This window comes from Streptomyces sp. NPDC000941, from assembly GCF_053599555.1.
The window spans coordinates 12,669-32,035 of record NZ_JBSFMM010000087.1 but is presented as its reverse complement, the minus strand read 5'-3'; the positions used below and the strand labels follow the sequence as shown (position 1 = coordinate 32,035).

General features: G+C 70.6%; 13 protein-coding genes. 10 read left to right on the top strand and 3 right to left on the bottom strand.

The genetic code is table 11. From position 1 onward, the window contains the following. Positions 1–26: 26 nt before the first annotated feature. Genes ACWDSL_RS26435 through ACWDSL_RS26420 form a run of 4 tightly spaced genes read left to right on the top strand, consistent with a single transcriptional unit; the run spans position 27 to position 4,275 of the window. On the top strand, positions 27–1,058 hold the full coding sequence (locus ACWDSL_RS26435) for a carbohydrate kinase family protein (protein ID WP_450489419.1): 1,032 nt from the start codon (positions 27–29) through the stop codon (positions 1,056–1,058). Then, complete coding sequence (locus tag ACWDSL_RS26430; protein ID WP_450489417.1) at positions 1,055–2,467, top strand: extracellular solute-binding protein; 1,413 nt, start codon at positions 1,055–1,057, stop codon at positions 2,465–2,467. Before ACWDSL_RS26435 ends, ACWDSL_RS26430 begins: the two co-directional genes overlap by 4 nt. Before the next feature lie 13 nt (positions 2,468–2,480). Further along, entirely contained in the window at positions 2,481–3,449 is a 969-nt protein-coding gene (locus ACWDSL_RS26425) for a carbohydrate ABC transporter permease (protein WP_450489415.1), read from the top strand. Between the two features lie 4 nt (positions 3,450–3,453). Next, positions 3,454–4,275 (top strand): carbohydrate ABC transporter permease, encoded by an 822-nt coding sequence (locus ACWDSL_RS26420; RefSeq protein WP_450489413.1) that lies wholly within the window; start codon positions 3,454–3,456, stop codon positions 4,273–4,275. 10 nt (positions 4,276–4,285) lie between these two features. On the opposite strand, the gene ACWDSL_RS26415 is transcribed toward ACWDSL_RS26420, so the two are convergent. Next, on the bottom strand, positions 4,286–6,586 hold the full coding sequence (locus ACWDSL_RS26415) for an MMPL family transporter (protein WP_450489411.1): 2,301 nt from the start codon (positions 6,584–6,586) through the stop codon (positions 4,286–4,288). 177 nt (positions 6,587–6,763) lie between these two features. Between ACWDSL_RS26415 and ACWDSL_RS26410 the strand changes: the two genes are divergently transcribed. The 3 genes from ACWDSL_RS26410 (at position 6,764) to ACWDSL_RS26400 (ending at position 10,370) form a co-directional block, all read left to right on the top strand. Next, a complete protein-coding gene (locus tag ACWDSL_RS26410; RefSeq protein WP_450489409.1) occupies positions 6,764–7,423 on the top strand; it encodes a TetR/AcrR family transcriptional regulator in 660 nt (219 codons plus the stop codon). 200 nt (positions 7,424–7,623) lie between these two features. Continuing rightward, positions 7,624–7,863, top strand: a complete 240-nt coding sequence (locus tag ACWDSL_RS26405; RefSeq protein WP_450489407.1) for a heavy-metal-associated domain-containing protein — start codon at positions 7,624–7,626, stop codon at positions 7,861–7,863. Positions 7,864–7,937: 74 nt separating this feature from the next. Next, positions 7,938–10,370 (top strand): heavy metal translocating P-type ATPase, encoded by a 2,433-nt coding sequence (locus tag ACWDSL_RS26400; protein ID WP_450489406.1) that lies wholly within the window; start codon positions 7,938–7,940, stop codon positions 10,368–10,370. Positions 10,371–10,848: 478 nt separating this feature from the next. Here ACWDSL_RS26400 and ACWDSL_RS26395 read toward each other — a convergent pair whose 3' ends face one another. Together ACWDSL_RS26395 and recD2 are read right to left on the bottom strand one after the other, a co-directional pair. Beyond that, positions 10,849–12,138 (bottom strand): citrate synthase, encoded by a 1,290-nt coding sequence (locus tag ACWDSL_RS26395; protein WP_089506875.1) that lies wholly within the window; start codon positions 12,136–12,138, stop codon positions 10,849–10,851. 238 nt (positions 12,139–12,376) lie between these two features. Continuing rightward, entirely contained in the window at positions 12,377–14,587 is a 2,211-nt protein-coding gene (recD2, locus tag ACWDSL_RS26390) for an SF1B family DNA helicase RecD2 (protein ID WP_450489403.1), read from the bottom strand. Between the two features lie 182 nt (positions 14,588–14,769). Between recD2 and ACWDSL_RS26385 the strand changes: the two genes are divergently transcribed. The 3 genes from ACWDSL_RS26385 to ACWDSL_RS26375 are packed head-to-tail and all read left to right on the top strand — an operon-like array spanning position 14,770 to position 19,350. Then, entirely contained in the window at positions 14,770–15,777 is a 1,008-nt protein-coding gene (locus tag ACWDSL_RS26385; protein ID WP_450489401.1) for a LacI family DNA-binding transcriptional regulator, read from the top strand. Then, positions 15,774–17,396, top strand: coding sequence for a sugar ABC transporter ATP-binding protein (locus ACWDSL_RS26380; RefSeq protein WP_450489399.1), 1,623 nt, complete (start codon positions 15,774–15,776; stop codon positions 17,394–17,396). The genes ACWDSL_RS26385 and ACWDSL_RS26380 overlap by 4 nt, the downstream gene beginning before the upstream one ends. Continuing rightward, a complete protein-coding gene (locus ACWDSL_RS26375; protein WP_450489397.1) occupies positions 17,386–19,350 on the top strand; it encodes an ABC transporter permease/substrate-binding protein in 1,965 nt (654 codons plus the stop codon). Before ACWDSL_RS26380 ends, ACWDSL_RS26375 begins: the two co-directional genes overlap by 11 nt. Positions 19,351–19,367: the final 17 nt, after the last annotated feature.

Below are 19,367 nucleotides of genomic sequence, written 5' to 3'. Positions count from 1 at the left end.
TGGACGGCGCATGGAAAGGTGCTCCCTTGCTTGATGCTCTCTTCGCGGGCGGGGTCTTCTGCGACCTCGTCTTCGGCGGTGTCCCGCACCTCCCCTCGCCCGGCAGCGAGGTCTACGCCGACCGGTTCGCGGTGGTCGCCGGCGGCACCGCGACCCGCTGCGTCGCGGCCGCCCGGCAGGGCCTTGCGACCGGGCTGTTCGCCGTGATCGGCACCGACCTGTTCGGCGACCACCTCGCCGCCGTCCTCGGTGCCGAACCGGGCCTGGACCTGCGCTGGCTACGGCGTGACCCCTCCGTGCACACCCCGATCACGGTGGCCGTCGCCAATGAGCACGACCGCGCCTTCATCACCTACGAGGAGGACGGCGCCGGCCGCCCGGACACCTGGGCCGGGGAACTGCCGCGGGTGCGCATCCTGCACCTGGGCATCGCCGAGCCGCTGCCCGGCTGGGCCACCGAACTGCGCGCCCGCGGCACGCTCGTGGTCGGCGGCGTCGGCTGGGACTCCACCGGGACGTGGTCCCCGGACCTGCTCACCCGGCTCGGCGACGTCGACGTGTTCGTCCCCAACGCCACCGAGGCGATGAACTACACCCGGACCGACACCGTCGAGAAGGCCGTCAAGGTGCTCGCCGACCACGTCCCGCTGGTCGTCGTCACCGACGGCCCCCACGGAGCCGTCAGCGTCGACCCGGACTCCGGCGGTCTGCTCCGTATCCCCTCCCCGCCGGTCACCGCCGCCGATCCCACCGGAGCCGGCGACGTCTTCACCGCCTCCTTGGTGACCGCCCTGCTCCACGACGACTGGCCGCTCACCACCCGGCTCAGATACGCCGCGATCTGCGCCTCGATGTCCGTACGGACGCTCGGCGGCGCCGCGAGCGCCCCCACCCCCGCCGCCATCCGCGCGTTCGTCGACCGGCTGCCCGGCAGTGAACTGCCCGACCAGGACCGCGCCGTCATCCGGACCGCCCTCCAGAACGCCGCCTCCCAGAACGCCGCCCCCCAGAAAGCCCACCAGGACGCCGCCCACCAGCACCAGGAGAACGACTCATGAACGACAGAACGCCGTCCTCGGGCCGCCGCGGCACTCGCCGTGGCACTCACCGCCGCCGATACACCGCCCTGGCGCTCGCCGCCGCCTGTCTCACCGCGGCCGCGGCCTGCGCTCCCGGTTCCACCAGCGGTTCGGGCGACACCGCGGACAAGACCGCGGGCCCCGTCTCCACCGATCCCGCGAAGGCCGGCAAGGTCACCCTCACCGTCTGGGACCAGAACACCGAGGCCGGCTCCGACGGCTCGACCAAGGCGCTCAACGACGCGTTCATGAAGAAGTACCCGAACGTCACCATCAAGCGCGTCTCCCGGTCCTTCGCCGACCTGAAGACCACCCTGAAGCTGGCCATGTCCTCCGCCAACCCGCCCGACGTCGTCCAGGCCAACCAGGGCTACCCCGACATGGGCACCTTCGTGAAGGCCCGGCTGCTCCAGCCCGTCGACCGCTACGCCAAGGCGTACCACTGGGACACCGCCTACCCCGCCCAGCTGCTGGACCTCAACAGGTTCTCCGCCGACGGCAAGACCTGGAAGACCGGCAACCTCTACGGCGTCTCGCAGACCGGTGAGATCGTCGGCGTCTACTACAACAGGGCCAAGCTCAAGTCGCTGGGCCTCAAGCCCCCGCAGACCCTGGCGGACTTCCAGACCGCGCTCGCCAAGTCCAAGGCGTCCGGGCTGCTGCCCCTGTCCTACGGCAACGCCGACAAAAGCCCGGGCATCCATCTGCTCGGAGTCGTGCAGGCCCTGACCGCGGGCAAGTCCGAGGTCCGCAAGCTGGTGTTCTCCGAAGGCGCCAAGTGGACCGGCTCGGGCACCGTCAAGGCCGCCACCGTCCTGCGGGACTGGGCCGAGAAGGGCTATCTGACGAAGGGCTTCAACGGCCAGAGCAAGGACCAGGCCGCCACCGCGTTCGCCAAGGGCAAGTCCCTCTTCCTGGTCGACGGCACCTGGCAGGCCGCCGGTCTGGCCACCCAGATGGGCGGCGCGGACAAGCTCGGCTTCACCGCCCTGGCCCCCAAGGCCGGGGACACCCCGGTGACCCAGGGCGGCGAGGGCCTGGCCTGGGCGGTCACCTCCAAGTCCAAGCACCCCGATGTGGCCGCGGCCTATATCGACTTCCTGGTGAACGACGCGGGCATGAAGGTCAGCGCCGACAACGGCAACCTCCCCGCCCTGCCGCCCGCCTCCTACTCCCCGCGGTCCGGCACCGTCCACGCCGATGTGCTCGCCGCCTGGAAGTCGGTCAGCGAGAAGGACGGACTGCTGCCCTACCTCGACTACACCACGCCGACCTTCTACGACACCCTGACCGCCGCCGTGCAGGAGCTGATGGCCGGGCAGATCAGCCCGGAGAAGTTCGGTCAGACGCTGCAGACCGACCACGACTCCTTCCTCAAGAGCCGATAGGTCCCGCCCGACCATGTCGATCACCGTTTCCCGTACCACCGCGCGCAAGCAGCGCCCGGCCGGCGCCCGCACCGGGCGCCCGGCCGGGCGCCGCGGCCACCGGTCCTCGAAGGGCAACTGGAAGGGCTATCTGTACGCCCTGCCCGCCCTCACCGTGCTGACCCTGTTCATCCTGATCCCGCTGGGCCAGGTGGTGCAGATCTCCCTGTATCACTGGGACGGTCTGTCCGCCTCGACCTGGGCCGGCGCGGCCAACTACGCCGAGATCGTCGGCGATCCGCTGCTGCGCGACGGCTTTGTCCACTCCCTGGTCCTCCTCCTCTTCTACGCGGCCATCCCGGTCGCCATCGCGCTGGTGCTCGCGGCGGCCACCACCCGCGCCGCCCGGATGCGCGGCGTCTCGGTGTTCCGCGCGCTGCTCTTCCTGCCGCAGGTGATCGCCCAAGTGGTCACCGCGACCGCGTGGACGGCCATCTACGCGCCCGACGGCGTGCTCAACCAGGTGCTCGAGGCCGTGGGCCTGAAGTCGGTCACCCGCGCCTGGCTCGGCGACTTCTCGACCGCCCTGCCCGCGGTCGGCCTGATCGGGACCTGGCTCGAGGTCGGCCTGTGCCTGGTGCTGTTCACCGCGGGGATCGGCCAGATACCCCGCGAGCTGTACGAGGCCGCGAAGGTCGACGGCGCCGGGGCCGTCCGGGAGTTCTTCGCCGTCACCCTTCCCGGCCTGCGCGGCCAGATCACGGTGGCCCTCACCCTCACCGTGATCGCCGCACTGCGCACCTTCGACCTGGTGTACGTCTCCACCCACGGCGGCCCCGGCAACTCCACGAGCCTGCCCGCGTATCAGATTTACAACCGGGCCTTCAACACCGGCCAGGTCGGTTCCGCCTGCGCCATCGCGGTCGCGCTGACCCTGCTGATCCTTGTCCTCACCTTCCTGATCACCAGGCTTCAGCCCGACGAGTCCGAAGAGGGGTCCTGAGCCGATGATCACCCGGCGTGAACGCGCGCTGAACTACGCCATCCTGACGGTCTTCGCCGGCCTCGCGCTGCTGCCGCTGGTCGGGGTGGTGTCCTCCGCCCTCACCCCGGCCGAGGAGTCCTCGTCCTCCTTCACCTGGCCGTCCAGCCTGGACTGGGGGAACTTCACCGCCGCCTGGTCCCAGGGCCACTTCGGCACATATCTGGGCTCCAGCGTGCTGGTCGCGGTCAGCGTGGTGCTGCTGACGAGCGTGCTGGCGATCCTCGCGGGCTACTCCTTCGCCCATTTCCAGTACCGGGGCCGGTCCGCGCTGTTCTACCTCACCCTGGTCGGGCTGATGGTCCCGCCCGAGGCGTTCGTCATTCCGCTCTACTTCGATCTGCGCGATGCGGGGCTGAGCGACACCTACTGGTCGCTGATCCTGCCGCAGACCGCCCAGTCGCTCGCCTTTGGCGTCTTCTGGATGCGGAACTTCTTCCGCTCGGTCCCGCGCAGCGTGATCGAGGCGGCCCGGCTCGACGGCGCCTCGGACTGGCGGGTGCTCTGGGGGATCCTGGTGCCCGCCGGCCGGCCGGCCCTGCTGACCATGGCGATGCTGGTGTTCATGTGGACCTGGAACGAGTTTCTGCTTCCGCTGGTCATGATCACCGACGAGGCCAAGCGGACCGTGCCGCTGGGGCTGGCCTTCTTCCAGGGCCAGCACACCACCCAGTTCTCGCTGCTGGCCGCCGCCTCGGTGATCGTCGCCCTGCCCGTGGTGCTCCTGTACGTCTTTCTGCAGCGTCACTTCATCTCCGGGATGCTCTCGGGCGCAGTCAAGGGATAGGGATAGCGGGTCAAGGGACAGTCACCCGCTCGGCGCGGGGCTCGGCGCCGCCGGCCTCCTCGACGGGGGCGGCGCCGGTCGCCGGGCCGGCGGATTCCCCCTCGCTGAGGCCGATACGGGCGTGCAGCCGGCGCAGCGGGCCCGGGGCCCACCAGGTCGCCCGGCCGGTCAGCCGCATCACCGCGGGCACCAGCAGGCTGCGCACCACCATGGCGTCCATCAGGACGGCCAGGGCGATACCGAGGCCGAGCATCTTGGTGTTGGTCACCCGCGAGGTGCCGATGGCGACCATGACGACGGCGAGGATCACCGCGGCGGCGGTGATCAGCCCGCCCGTGCGCCGCACGCCGAACTCGACGGCCGCGCGGTGGTCGCCCGTGCGGTCGTACTCCTCCTTGATCCGGGAGAGCAGAAAGACGCCGTAGTCCATGGAAAGACCGAAGGCCACACAGAACATCAGCACCGGCAGCGTGGTCTCGATATCCCCGGTGCTGGTGAAGGACAGCGGGCCGGAGAGGTGCCCCTCCTGGAAGACCCAGACCACCGCCCCGAACATCGCGGTGAGGCTGAGGGCGTTGAGCAGCACCGCCTGGAGGGGGATCAGCACGCTTCCGGTGAGCAGGAAGACCAGCAGCAGGGTGACGACGACGATGATGGCCAGGGCCCAGGGCAGCCGGTCGGCTATGGAGTCCTTGCTGTCCACCAGCACCGCGGCGACCCCGGTGACCGAGGCGGTGAACGGCGGGTGCTGGGCGCGGATGTCGCGCACCAGCTGCTGGCTCGCCTGGTCCACGCTTTCGCCCTTGGACAGCACGGTGACATACGCCGCCCCGCCGACTGCGCGCGCCGCCTCCACCGGGCCGGGCTCCGCCACCCGCCGGCCGCCCGCGAACTGGCCGGCCGGGCTGTCCACACGCGCCACTCCGGGCAGGGCCGAGATCTTGCCGCTGTAGTCGGCGAGGCCCGCCGGGTCGGGCCGGGAGCCGGGCCGGGAGTCGATCAGGATGTCGATCGACCCGCCGGGGCTGCCGGGGAAGTTCTCCCTGATGTGCTGCTGGACCACATGGGACTCGGCGCTCGCGGGCAGCTGACGGTCGTCGGCGGTGCCGAACTCCACCCGCAGGAAGGGCAGTCCGAGGACCACCAGACCGGCGACGGTGGCCAGCGCGAACAGCGGCGCCCGGCGCATCACCAGCCGGGCCACCCGGCCCCAGCCCGCTCCCGGCTCGCCCCGCTCCGAGCGGCGGCTGCGGAACACCCGGGTCAGATCCAGCGCGTTCACCCGCTCGCCGAGCAGGGCGAGCGCGGCGGGCAGCACCACCAGCGCGGCCGCCGCGGCGATCACCACCACCGCGATGCCCGCATAGGCGAACGAGCGCAGGAAGTACTGCGGGAAGACCAGCATGGCGGCGAGCGAGACGGCGACGGTCATCGCGGAGAACAGCACCGTGCGCCCAGCGGTGCGCAGCGTGGTGGCGATGGCGGGCAGCGTTTCCGCGCCCTGGCCCAGCTCCTCCCGGAAGCGCCGCACGATGAACAGGGCATAGTCGATGGCGAGCCCGAGGCCGAGCGCGGTGGTCAGGTTCTGCGCGAACACCGAGACATCGGTGAACTCGGTGAGGCCGCGCAGCACGGCGTCGGTCCCCAGGATCGCGATGATGCCGACGCCCAGCGGGAGCAGGGCCGCGACGGCGCTGCCGAAGACCATGACGAGCAGCAGCAGGGTGATGGGCAGGGCGATCATCTCGGCCCGCAGCAGATCCTCCTGGATGGTGGTCTGCAGCTCATGGCGCACCGCGACCGCGCCGCCGATCGTGACCTTCACCGGCCCGTGGTCGCCCCGGTAGGCGGGGGCTATGCGGTCCAGCACCTTCGCGGCCGCGCTCTCGTCGCCCACGATCCGCGCGGCGATCAGCGCCTCGCGCCCGTCCCGGTCGCGCAGGGCCGCGGCCCCGTCCCAGTAGGAGGTGACGCCGGTGACCGACTCCTCGCCCGCGAGCTTCTTGGCGAGGGCCCGGCCCTCGGCGGCGACCGCCGGGGCGTCGACCGTCGCCTTGCCGCTGTCGACCATCAGCAGCAGATTCGGCTGGGAGGCGGGGAAGTGCTTCTCGAGCGCCTTCGTGGCGTACGCCGACTCGGCGGCAGGGTCCTGCCAACCTCCGCTGCCCAGCCGGTCCGCCACCCCGCTTCCGGCCACGACGGCCAGCGCCGTGAACAGCAGGACGAGCAGCAGGGTCAGCCGCGGGCGGGCGGTCACCACTCCCGTCCAGCCTCGCGTCCGGCCCCTGTGCGGCCGGTTGACAACGGTCATAGCGGGGTGTCCCCTTCACCTGTGTCCATGCGGGCCTCACCGGTGCGACGGCAGGCAGGCAGCATGGGTCGACGATTGCCCAAGGAGCGGCAAACACGAGCGACCGCTCGCATTTCTCAAGAATGCGAGCGGGTACTCGCGTTTGTCAATGAACTACCGAGAGCTGGGGATAACCGCGTGACCGAGACCAAGGCAGGACAGCCCGCCGGTGAGGCGAAGCCGCGCCGCAGGCAGGCGCGCGGCGAGCGCCGTATCCAGCAGCTGCTCGACGCCGCGGCCAACGTGTTCTGCAGGACGGGCTACACCTCGGCCAGCACCAACGCCATCGCCCGCGAGGCCGGCGTCTCCCCCGGCACGCTGTACCAGTTCTTCCCGAACAAGGAGGCCATCGCCGTCGAGCTCGGCGAGCGCCTGACCAACCAGATGCGCGAGGCCCACGGCGTGGTCTTCACCCCCGAGTACGCCGCGCTCCCCCTCGGCGACATGCTGGACGCGGTCGTCGACCCGCTGGTCGAGTTCAACTGCCAGAACCCCGTCTTCCTGACACTCATCCATTCGGGTGACATCCCCGGCATCATGGCCGAGGACCAGGACGCGCTGCATGTGGCCCTGCACGCCCGCATCGAGGAGCTGATCGGGTTCATCCAGCCCGAGCTGTCCCCCGAGCGCAGGACCCGCACCGCGACGATGACGTTCTCCCTGTTCAAGGCCGGCCTCGAGCTCGTACTCGCCCATGAGGGCGAGGAGCAGGTCGCCTACATCGAGGAGCTGAAGGCCTCCCTCCACGGCTATCTCGCCCCGATCATCGGCACGGAGGCGCCGTCCCGCACTCCCTGACCGCCGCCCGTCGACCGCCGGCCGTCGGCCGGAGCCCGTCGACCGGAGTCCGTTGAATCACACCCGGCGGGCGACACCCTTCCCGTCATACCCCCTAGGGGTATTATGCTGTCATTGTCAGGGGACACAGGAGGATCCGGCGTCCCCTGGACACCGATGAACACAGCCGCTGCCCACCCGCTCACCGCACAGGAGAAGACATGAGCTCCGAGGCCACCACCGCGTCCGGCATCACCACCGTCTACCAGGTGACCGGCATGACCTGCGGACACTGCGAGGGCGCCGTCTCCGAGGAGATCTCCGCCATCGCCGGCGTCAGCTCCGTCAAGGCCGTCGCCGCCACCGGCCAGGTCACCGTCGTCTCCGCCGCCCCGCTCGACGACGAGGCCGTGCGCGCCGCCGTCGACGAGGCCGGTTACGAACTCACCGGCCGGGCCTGACCGCCCGAGGACACCCCTATCGGGCCGCGCGGCGGCGCCCCGCACGGCCCGGCCCTCCTCCCAGGAGACCCAGAATGACCAGCACGGCCCCGGAAGCCGCCAGGGAGCAGACACCGACGGCGGAGCAGGTCCCGCCGCAAGCGGCAGCGACCTCCCAGGTGGAGCTCGCCATCGGCGGTATGACCTGCGCCTCCTGCGCGGCGCGGGTCGAGAAGAAGCTCAACCGCATGGACGGCGTCACCGCCACGGTCAACTACGCCACCGAAAAGGCCAAGGTGACCTACGGCGGCGAGATCGAGATCGCCGATCTGATCGCCACCGTCGTCAAAACCGGCTACACCGCTGAGCCGCCGAAACCCGCAGAACCCGAGTCCGAACCTGAGCCGGAGCCCGAGCCCGAAGCCGCGCCCGACCGTGCCACGGTGGAGCCCGGAGCGGCCACAGAGAGCGAAGCAGCCGCCCCCGCCGGCGCGGAGACCAGCGCGCGCACCGAAGCGAAGGCCGAAGGGAAGACCGAAGCAAAGGCCGAAGCGAAAACCGACGCGCCGCGCCACCGCCTCCTGGTCTCGCTCACCCTCTCCGCGCCCGTCGTCCTCCTGGCGATGGTGCCGTCGCTGCAGTTCACTTACTGGCAGTGGCTGTCCCTCGCCCTCGCCACGCCCGTCGTGGTCTGGGGCGGTCTGCCCTTCCACAAGGCCGCCTGGACGAACGCCCGGCACGGCGCGGCCACCATGGACACCCTGGTCTCCCTCGGCACCCTCGCCGCCTTCGGCTGGTCGCTGTGGGCCCTGTTCTTCGGCGACGCGGGCATGCCGGGCATGCGCCACGGCTTCGACCTCACCGTCGCGCGTACGGACGGGTCGTCCTCGATCTACCTGGAAGCCGCCGCGGGGGTGACCGTCGTCATCCTCCTCGGCCGCTATCTGGAGGCGAAGGCCAAGCGCCGGGCGGGCGCCGCGCTGCGGGCGCTGATGGAGCTGGGCGCCAAGGACGTGGCCGTGCTGCGCGGGGGCAGGGAGGTCCGTATCCCGGTCTCCCGGCTGGCCGTCGGCGACCGCTTCGTGGTGCGCCCCGGCGAGAAGATCGCCACGGACGGCACGGTGGTCGAGGGTGCCTCGGCCGTGGACGGCTCCATGCTGACCGGCGAGTCGGTGCCGGTGGACGTCGCGGTGGGCGACAGCGTGGCGGGCGCGACCGTGAACGCCGCGGGCCGCCTGGTCGTCGAGGCCACCCGCGTCGGCGCCGACACCCAGCTGTCCCGGATGGCCGCGCTGGTGGAGGACGCGCAGAACGGCAAGGCGGAGGTGCAGCGCCTCGCGGACCGCGTCTCCGGGGTCTTCGTGCCGGTCGTCGTCCTCATCGCCGTCGGCACCCTGCTGGTCTGGCTACTGCTGACCGGCGACCCGACCGCCGCTTTCACCGCCGCCGTGGCCGTACTGATCATCGCCTGCCCGTGCGCCCTGGGCCTGGCCACCCCGACCGCCCTGATGGTCGGCACCGGGCGCGGCGCCCAGCTGGGCATCCTGATCAAGGGCCCCGAGGTCCTGGAGTCGACCCGCCGGGTGGACACCGTCGTCCTCGACAAGACCGGCACGGTGACGACGGGCCGGATGCGGCTGTACGGCGTGCACACCGCCCCCGGCGTGACCGAGGACGAGCTCCTGCGGCTCGCCGGTGCCCTGGAGCACGCCTCGGAGCACCCCGTGGCCCGCGCCATCGCCGAGGGGGCCGCCGCCCGCACCGGCCCCCTGCCGGACACCCACGGCTTCGAGAACATCCCCGGGCTCGGCGTCCAGGGCACCGTGGACGGACACACCGTCCTCGTCGGCCGGGAGAAGCTGCTCGCGGCCCATGGGACCGAGCTGACCGGGGAACTGGCGGCCGCAAAAAGGGAGGCCGAGTCGGAGGGGCGTACGGCCGCCGCCGTGGCCTGGGACGGCCGGGCACGGGGCGTGCTGGTGGTCTCCGACGCGGTCAAGGAGACCAGCGCCGAGGCCGTGGCCCGGCTGCGTGGGCTCGGCCTGACCCCGGTGCTGCTGACCGGCGACAACCGGCTGGTGGCCGAGTCGGTGGCCCGGGAGGTGGGCATCGAGCAGGTCATCGCCGAGGTGCTGCCGCAGGACAAGGTGGACGTGGTCCGGCGGCTGCGCGAGGAGGGCCGTACGGTCGCGATGGTCGGCGACGGCGTCAACGACGCGGCCGCCCTGGCCACCGCCGACCTGGGCCTGGCGATGGGCACCGGGACGGACGCGGCCATCGAGGCCGGGGATCTGACGCTGGTACGGGGCGATCTGCGGGTCGCCGCGGACGCGATCCGGCTGGCGCGCCGGACCCTGGCCGTCATCAAGGGCAATCTCTTCTGGGCCTTCGGCTACAACGTCGCCGCGCTGCCGCTCGCCGCGGCGGGGATGCTCAACCCGATGATCGCGGGCGCCGCGATGGCGTTCTCCTCGGTTTTCGTGGTCACCAACAGCCTGCGGCTGCGGACCTTCACCGAATCTCCATAGATTCACCAAGTCCCCATAAGCCGCACAACACCCATACACCGGAGCCTTGATATTCAGAACGTGGCTCTTGCCCTTTTACGCCCCCATATGGCAAGAGACGCAGATCACAGGCGGCCGAACGTAACCATCGCCGGGGGTGGGGAGTCTAATGGGGCGGTGAGGGTTCGTCTTGGGGGACGGATCCCACTACGCGTGGCCGGGGCGACGTACCCGGGGAGCTTTGAGCGGCCCTCCCGTACGTACGCGTCCCGGCAGCTCGCGTTGTGCGCGTGCGACAACAGTGTGGGCTTCTGTGGGCTTTACGCGGCCAACAGACCCCCGGCCGGATCCCGTGGGGGGAATCCGTAACCGGGAATGGAAAGCGCCCCGCTCCGACCCGTGGGGGGATCGGCAGCGGGGCGCTTTCTGCACCTCTTCAGGGCTCGGTTCGCCCCCAGCTACCGCTGGGAGGTGCCCCCGGCCCGGGTGGCACCCGGTGTCAGCGCTGCTCCACCGGGACGAAGTCGCGCTCGACAACGCCCGTGTAGATCTGGCGCGGACGGCCGATGCGGGAGCCCGGCTCCTTGATCATCTCGTGCCACTGGGCGATCCAACCCGGCAGCCGGCCGAGCGCGAACAGGACCGTGAACATCTCGGTCGGGAAGCCCATCGCCCGGTAGATCAGACCGGTGTAGAAGTCCACGTTCGGGTAGAGCTTGCGCGAGACGAAGTAGTCGTCGGCGAGGGCGTGCTCTTCGAGCTTGAGCGCGATGTCGAGCAGCTCGTCGGACTTGCCGAGGGCCGAGAGGACGTCGTGCGCCGCCGACTTGATGATCTTCGCCCGGGGGTCGAAGTTCTTGTAGACGCGGTGCCCGAAGCCCATGAGCTTCACGCCGTCTTCCTTGTTCTTCACCTTGCGGATGAAGGTGTCGACGTCGCCGCCGGACGCCTGGATGCCCTCCAGCATCTCCAGCACGGACTGGTTGGCGCCGCCGTGCAGCGGACCCCACAGCGCGTTGATGCCCGCCGAGATGGAGGCGAACATATTGGCCTGCGAGGAGCCGACGAGGCGGACCGTGGAGGTCGAACAGTTCTGCTCGTGGTCGGCGTGCAGAATCAGCAGCTTGTCCAGGGCGCTGACCACGATCGGGTCGAGCTCGTACTCCTGCGCCGGGACCGAGAAGGTCATCCGCAGGAAGTTCTCGACGTAGCCCAGGTCGTTACGCGGGTAGACGAACGGGTGGCCGACGGACTTCTTGTACGCGTACGCCGCGATCGTGGGCAGCTTGGCAAGCAGCCGGATCGTGGAGAGGTAACGCTGCTTCTCGTCGTGCGGGTTGTGGCTGTCCTGGTAGAACGTCGACAGCGCGCTGACCACGGACGACAGCATCGCCATCGGGTGGGCGTCACGCGGGAAGCCGTCGTAGAACCGCTTGACGTCCTCGTGCAGCAGCGTGTGCGTCGTGATCTGGTCGCGGAATTCGGCCAGCTCGTCGACGGTCGGCAGCTCCCCGTTGATCAGCAGGAAGGCCGTCTCGAGGAACGTGGCACGCTCCGCCAGCTGCTCGATGGGGTAGCCGCGGTAGCGCAGGATCCCCTGCTCACCGTCCAGATAGGTGATCGCGGATTTGTAGGCGGCGGTGTTGCCGTAACCGGAGTCCAGGGTCACCAGACCGGTCTGGGCGCGAAGCTTGCCGATGTCGAAGCCCTTGTCGCCGACCGTGCTGTCGACCACCGGGTAGGTGTATTCGCCGTCCCCGTACCGCAGTACTACAGAGTTATCACTCACGTCATCCCTCACCGACAAGTCTGCTTCTCTTCTTCGAGGTGCCCTGACTCCCCCCACCTTCCCCCATTCGGACGCTGAACGTGCACTCGGGGTCGGCTGAAGGCCCTTTTGGCGGCACTGAGTGCCGCTCCCACGGCCATCCTGCCCCGTTCGTGACGGTCCGGAAACCCTCCTGACACGTTCGCCGCGAACCTCACGCACGAACTTCATGGCCGAATCCACCGCAGCTCACCGAACCTCAGGTGCCGAACGAGCCGAGCCGGTGGTCCAGTGCGGTGCACCTCCTGCCCGCCGACACCGTGCGCACCGCCTGTCCCAGGGCGCGGCGCGAGCCGACGAGCACCACCAGGCGCTTGGCGCGGGTCACCGCCGTATACAGCAGATTGCGCTGCAGCATCATCCAGGCGCCGGTGGTCACCGGAATGACCACGGCCGGGTACTCGCTGCCCTGTGAGCGGTGGATGGTCACCGCATAGGCGTGTGCCAGCTCGTCCAGCTCGTCGAAGTCGTACGCCACCTCCTCGTCCTCGTCGGTCAGCACGGTCAGGCGCTGCTCATCGCTGTCGAGGGAGGTGACGACGCCGACTGTGCCGTTGAAGACCCCATTGGCCCCTTTCTCATAATTGTTGCGGATCTGGGTCACCTTGTCGCCGACGCGGAAGATCCGGCCGCCGAAGCGCCGCTCGGGCAGATCGGGCCGGGCGGGGGTGATGGACTGCTGGAGGAGGCCGTTGAGCGTCCCGGCACCCGCCGGACCGCGGTGCATCGGGGCCAGGACCTGCACATCTCGGCGCGGGTCGAGGCCGAACTTGGCGGGGATCCGACGGGCCACCACATCCACCGTGAGCTTCCCGGCGGCCTCGGTGTCCTCCTCGGCGAACAGGAAGAAGTCGGGCATGCCGTGGGTGATCGGCGGCACACCGGAGTTGATCCGGTGGGCGTTGGTGACCACGCCGGACTGCTGGGCCTGGCGGAAGATCCTGGTCAGCCGCACCGCCGGGACGGGGCTGCCGTCGGCCAGCAGATCGCGCAGCACCTCGCCCGCGCCGACGCTCGGCAGCTGGTCCACATCCCCGACGAAGAGCAGATGGGCGCCCGGCGGGACCGCCTTGACCAGCTTGTTGGCCAGCAGCAGATCGAGCATGGACGCCTCGTCCACCACCACCAGATCGGCGTCCAGCGGCCGGTCCCGGTCGTACGCCGCGTCCCCGCCGGGCTTGAGCTCCAGCAGCCGGTGGACCGTGGACGCCTCGGCGCCGGTCAGCTCGGCCAGCCGCTTGGCGGCCCGGCCGGTGGGGGCCGCGAGCACCACCTTGGCCTTCTTGGCGCGCGCCAGCTCCACCACGGACCGCACGGTGAAGGACTTGCCGCAGCCCGGCCCGCCGGTCAGCACCGCCACCTTCTCGGTCAGCGCGAGCCGGACGGCCTGGCTCTGCTCGGGGGCCAGATCGGCCCCGGTGCGCTGAGCGAGCCAGGCCAGCGCCTTGTCCCAGTCCACGTCCTGGAAGCCGGGCATACGGTCCTCCCCGCCGCGCAGCAGCCGCAGCACCTGGCCGGCGAGGGAGATCTCGGCGCGGTGGAACGGCACCAGATACACGGCCGTGACCGGCTCGCCGCCGTCCGGGCCCGGCACGCTCTCGCGCACCACGCCCTCCTCGTCGGCCAGCTCGGCCAGGCAGTCGATGACCAGGCCGGTGTCGACCTGGAGCAACTTGACCGAGTCCGCGATCAGTTGCTCCTCGGGGAGGAAGCAGTGGCCGTTGTCCGTCGACTGGGACAGCGCGTACTGCAATCCGGCTTTGACCCGCTCGGGGCTGTCGTGCGGGATGCCGACGGACTGGGCGATCTTGTCGGCGGTCAGAAAACCGATGCCCCAGACATCGGCGGCCAGCCGGTACGGCTCGTTCTTCACGACCGAGATCGAGGCGTCGCCGTACTTCTTGTAGATCCGCACGGCGATGGACGTGGACACCTCCACCGTCTGGAGGAAGAGCATGACCTCCTTGATCGCCTTCTGCTCCTCCCAGGCATCGGCGATCTTCTTCGTGCGCTTCGGGCCGAGGCCGGGGACCTCGATCAGCCGCTTCGGCTCCTCCTCGATGATCTGCAGGGTGTCCAGGCCGAAGTGCTCGGTGATGCGGTCGGCGAAGACGGGCCCGATGCCCTTGATCAGGCCGGAGCCCAGATAGCGCCGGATGCCCTGGACGGTGGCGGGCAGCACGGTGGTGTAGTTCTCGACGGTGAACTGCTTGCCGTACTGCGGGTGGGAGCCCCAGCGGCCCTCCATCCGCAGCGACTCGCCGGGCTGCGCGCCCAGCAGCGAGCCGACGACGGTCAGCAGATCACCGGAGCCGCGGCCGGTGTCGACCCGGGCGACCGTATAGCCGTTCTCCTCATTGGCGTAGGTGATCCGCTCCAGGACCCCTTCGACCACCGCGAGTTTGAGCATGTCCCGACGGTACCGCCGGACGCCGACACACCCCCGGGCCCTGTGCACAACCCTGTGCACAACCCCCATCGGCACCCAGTGACCGGAATATTACGATCCGGTTTCAGCCACTCCAGGGCTCTTGTCCAGCCTCGTGTAATCGATTCCAATCCTCCTTGTAATCGATTCCACGAGGAGGTGGAATGGCGAGCATCAAGGACGTGGCGCAGCACGCCGGAGTGTCCGTGGCAACGGTCTCCCGCGTGCTCAACGACCATCCGTCCGTCCGCGCGGACACCCGTGACCGGGTGCTCACCGCCGTCGCCGAGCTCGGCTACCGCCCCAACGCCGTGGCCCGCTCGCTGCGCACCGACCAGACCCGGACCCTCGGGCTGGTGATCAGCGACGTACTCAACCCGTTCTTCACCGAGCTCGCCCGCTCGGTCGAGGACGAGGCCCGCGCGCTGGGCTACAGCGTGGTGATCGGGAACGCCGATGAGCGCCCCGAGCTCCAGGACCACCATGTGCGCACCCTTATGGACCGCCGCATCGACGGCCTGCTGGTCAGCCCCACCGACGGCGGCTCCCCGCTGATGCTGGACGCCGTCCGTTCGGGCACCCCTATGGTCTTCGTCGACCGCTGGATCAAGGGCGTGGACGTGCCCGTGGTCCGTACGGACGGCACGGACGCCGTACGCGACCTGGTGGCCCATCTGCACGCGCTCGGCCACCGCCGGCTCGCCATCATCGCCGGACCGGCCGCCACCACCACCGGACGCGAGCGCGTGGAGGCCTTCCGGTCCGCGCTGCGCGAGTTCGGGCTTGCCCTGCCGGCCGACTTCATAGGCCAGGGCGACTTCCAGGCGGACAGCGGACGGCGGGTGACCGCCCGCTTCCTCGATCTGCCCGAACCCCCGGACGTCATCTTCGCCGCGGACAACCTCATGGCGCTCGGCGCGATGGACGAGATCCGCGCGCGCGGCCTGCGGGTGCCCGACGACGTGGCGCTCGCCGCGTTCGACGACATCCCGTGGTTCGTCCACACCGATCCCCCGATCACCGCCATCGCCCAGCCGACGGGCGAACTCGGCCGCGCCGCCGTACGCGCGCTGATCGACCGCGTCGAGGGGCGGACCACCGACTCGGTGATCCTGTCCGCCCGCCTGGTCACCCGCCGCTCGTGCGGCGAGCCCGAAGGGAGCAAGCCATGAGCACGCCGAGCGCCACACAGCCGCCGCAGCCGCCACAGGGCGTGCCGCCGAGCGCGGGGGGCGGTGCGGGAGGCGCGGCCGAACTGCTGCGCATGGAGGGCGTCCGCAAGACGTTCCCCGGCGTGGTCGCGCTCGACGGCGTCGACTTCGATCTGCGCCGCGGTGAGGTGCACGTCCTGCTGGGCGAGAACGGCGCGGGCAAGAGCACGCTGATCAAGATGCTCTCCGGCGCCCACCGCCCCGACGGCGGCCGCATCCTCGTCGACGGCTCCCCGGTGCGCATCCACGGCGCCCAGGACGCCGAGCGGCTCGGGATCGCCACCATCTACCAGGAGTTCAACCTCGTCCCCGACCTCAGCGTCGCCGAGAACATCTTCCTGGGCCGCCAGCCGCGCCGACTGGGGCTGATCGACCGCAGGACCATGCACGAGCGGGCCGCCGAGCTGCTGGCCCGCGTCGGGGTCGACGTCTCCCCCAGCGACCGGGTGCGCGACCTGGGCATCGCCCGGCTCCAGATGGTCGAGATCGCCAAGGCGCTGTCCCTGGACGCCCGCGTCCTGATCATGGACGAGCCGACCGCGGTGCTCACCACCGAGGAGGTCGACAAGCTCTTCCGGATCGTCCGCGCCCTGCGCGCGGACGGCGTCGGCGTCGTCTTCATCACCCACCACCTGGAGGAGATAGCGGCCCTCGGCGACCGCGTCACCGTCCTGCGCGACGGCCGCAGCGTCACCCAGGTCCCGGCCACCACCGAGGAGAACGAGCTGGTCCGGCTGATGGTGGGCCGCTCCATCGAGCAGCAGTACCCGCGGCGGCCCGCCGAGGCCGGGGCGTCCCTGCTCAAGGTCCAGGGCCTGACCCGGAACGGCGTCTTCCACGACGTCGCCTTCGAGGTACGGGCCGGAGAGGTGGTGGGGCTCGCCGGACTCGTCGGCGCGGGCCGCACCGAGGTCGTACGGGCCGTCTTCGGCGCCGATCCGTACGACGCCGGCAGCGTCGAAGTCCTCGGCGAGCGGCTGCCCCGGCACGATGTGGGCGCCGCCATGGCCGCCGGCATCGGGCTCGTCCCCGAGGACCGCAAGGGCCAGGGCCTGGTCCTGGACGCCTCGGTCCAGGAGAACCTGGGCCTGGTCACGCTGCGCTCCGCCACCCGCGCCGGACTCGTCGACCGGGCCGGACAGCGCCGCGCGGCGGCCCGGATCTCCGAGCAGCTGGCGGTCCGCATGGCCGGTCTCGAGCAGCGCGTACGCACCCTGTCCGGCGGCAACCAGCAGAAGGTCGTCATCGGCAAGTGGCTGCTGGCCGACAGCAAGGTGCTCATCCTCGACGAGCCCACCCGCGGTATCGACGTGGGCGCCAAGGTCGAGATCTACCAGCTCATCAACGAACTCACCGCCTCCGGGCACGCGGTGCTGATGATCTCCAGCGACCTCCCCGAGGTGCTGGGCATGAGCGACCGGGTCCTGGTCATGGCACAGGGCCGGATCACCGGCGAACTCAACCGCGAAGAAGCGACCCAGGACGCCGTGATGGCCCTGGCCGTGAAGGACGTCAAGGTCGTCGAGCCCGTCGTAGCGCTCGACGGCACAGAGGAAAGCGAGGGCTCCCGTGGCCACTGACACGATGAAGCCCGGTCGGGCACAGCAGGGCTCCGGCGGCCCGGCCGTGCTGCGCCGGGTGCTGCTCGACAACGGCGCGCTGAGCGCCCTGGTGCTGCTTCTCGCGGCCATGTCGCTGCTGTCCGGCGACTTCCTCACCACCGACAACCTGCTCAACGTCGGCGTCCAGGCGGCGGTCACCGCGATCCTCGCCTTCGGCGTCACCTTCGTCATCGTCTCGGCCGGGATCGACCTGTCCGTCGGCTCGGTGGCCGCGCTGTCCGCCACCGTGCTCGCCTGGTCGGCGACCTCACAGGGCCTGCCGGTGTGGCTCGCGGTGATCCTCGCGCTCGCCACAGGTCTGGCCTGCGGCCTGGTCAGCGGCGCGCTGATCTCCTTCGGCAAGCTGCCGCCGTTCATCGCCACCCTCGCCATGCTGTCGGTCGGCCGCGGTCTGTCCCTGGTCATCTCCCAGGGCAGCCCGATCCCGTTCCCCGACTCGGTCTCGCACCTCGGCGACACCATCGGCGGCTGGCTGCCGGTCCCGGTGATCATCATGGTCGTGATGGGCCTGATCACCGCGGGCATCCTGGCCCGTACGTACGTCGGCCGCACCATGTACGCGATCGGCGGCAACGAGGAGGCCGCCCGGCTCTCCGGTATCCGCGTCAACCGCCAGAAGCTGGCCATCTACGCCCTGTCCGGAGCCTTCGCGGCCGTCGCGGGCATCGTGCTCGCCTCCCGCCTGTCCTCCGCGCAGCCCCAGGCCGCGGTCGGCTACGAACTCGACGCCATCGCCGCGGTCGTCATCGGCGGCGCCAGCCTCTCCGGCGGCGTCGGCAAGGCGTCCGGCACGCTCATCGGCGCGCTGATCCTCGCCGTCCTGCGCAACGGGCTCAACCTGCTGGAGGTCTCCGCCTTCTGGCAGCAGGTCGTCATCGGCGTCGTCATCGCGCTGGCCGTGCTGCTCGACACCGTGCGCCGCCGCGCCGGATCCCGCCCGGGCGCTCCCGGCGGCGCCGCGGGCGGAGCCGGCGGCCCCGGGGGCAGGCTGACGCCCGCCCAGATCGGGAAGTACGCGGTCGCGGCCGTCGCCGTGGTGGCGGTCGTGGTCGGCGCCTCGGTGTGGCGCTCCGACTCCTCCGGGAGCGGCGGCAAGATCAAGGTGGCTCTGTCGGTCTCCACCCTCAACAACCCCTTCTTCGTCCAGCTGAAGCAGGGCGCGCAGGCCGAGGCCAAGGCCCAGGGCATCAGCCTCTCCGTCACCGACGCCCAGAACGACGCCTCCCAGCAGGCCAACCAGATCCAGAACTTCACCAGCCAGAACGTGAAGACGATCATCATCAACCCGGTGGACTCCGACGCCTCGGGCCCGTCCGTCCGGGCGGCCAACAAGGCCGGCATCCCCGTCCTCGCCGCCGACCGCACCGTCAACAAGGCGGACATCGCCACCCTCGTCGCCTCCGACAACATCGCGGGCGGCAAGCTCGCCGCCAAGACGCTGGCCGAACAGCTCGGCGGCAAGGGCCGGATCCTGGTCCTCCAGGGCACCGCCGGCACCTCGGCCTCGCGCGAGCGCGGCCAGGGCTTCGCGGAGGGCCTGAAGGCCTACCCGGGCATCCAGGTCGTCGCCAAGCAGCCCGCGGACTTCGACCGCACCAAGGGCCTGGACGTGACCACCAACCTGCTGCAGGCCCACTCGGGCATCACCGGGATCTTCGCCGAGAACGACGAGATGGCGCTCGGCGCGGTCAAGGCGCTCGGTTCCAAGGCGGGCAAGTCCGTCAAGGTCGTCGGCTTCGACGGCACCCCGGACGGCCTCACCGCGGTCCAGAACGGCACGCTCGCGGCGACCGTCGCCCAACAGCCCAAGGAGCTGGGCAAGATGGCCGTGCAGAACGCGATCAAGGTCGCGAAGGGGCAGAAGGTCGACCAGATGGTGAAGGTGCCGGTGAAGGTCGTCGCCGCGAAGTGAAGCGGGACCGGCCGGCC

Bases quoted from the DNA above. Each gene is read 5' to 3' on its own strand.
- ACWDSL_RS26385 (WP_450489401.1), top strand. From the start codon at position 14,770: ATGGCGAGCATCAAGGACGTGGCGCAGCACGCCGGAGTGTCCGTGGCA.
- ACWDSL_RS26420 (WP_450489413.1), top strand. From the start codon at position 3,454: ATGATCACCCGGCGTGAACGCGCGCTGAACTACGCCATCCTGACGGTC.
- ACWDSL_RS26400 (WP_450489406.1), top strand. From the start codon at position 7,938: ATGACCAGCACGGCCCCGGAAGCCGCCAGGGAGCAGACACCGACGGCG.
- ACWDSL_RS26425 (WP_450489415.1), top strand. From the start codon at position 2,481: ATGTCGATCACCGTTTCCCGTACCACCGCGCGCAAGCAGCGCCCGGCC.
- ACWDSL_RS26415 (WP_450489411.1), bottom strand. From the start codon at position 6,586: ATGACCGTTGTCAACCGGCCGCACAGGGGCCGGACGCGAGGCTGGACG.
- ACWDSL_RS26405 (WP_450489407.1), top strand. From the start codon at position 7,624: ATGAGCTCCGAGGCCACCACCGCGTCCGGCATCACCACCGTCTACCAG.
- ACWDSL_RS26380 (WP_450489399.1), top strand. From the start codon at position 15,774: ATGAGCACGCCGAGCGCCACACAGCCGCCGCAGCCGCCACAGGGCGTG.
- ACWDSL_RS26430 (WP_450489417.1), top strand. From the start codon at position 1,055: ATGAACGACAGAACGCCGTCCTCGGGCCGCCGCGGCACTCGCCGTGGC.
- recD2 (WP_450489403.1), bottom strand. From the start codon at position 14,587: ATGCTCAAACTCGCGGTGGTCGAAGGGGTCCTGGAGCGGATCACCTAC.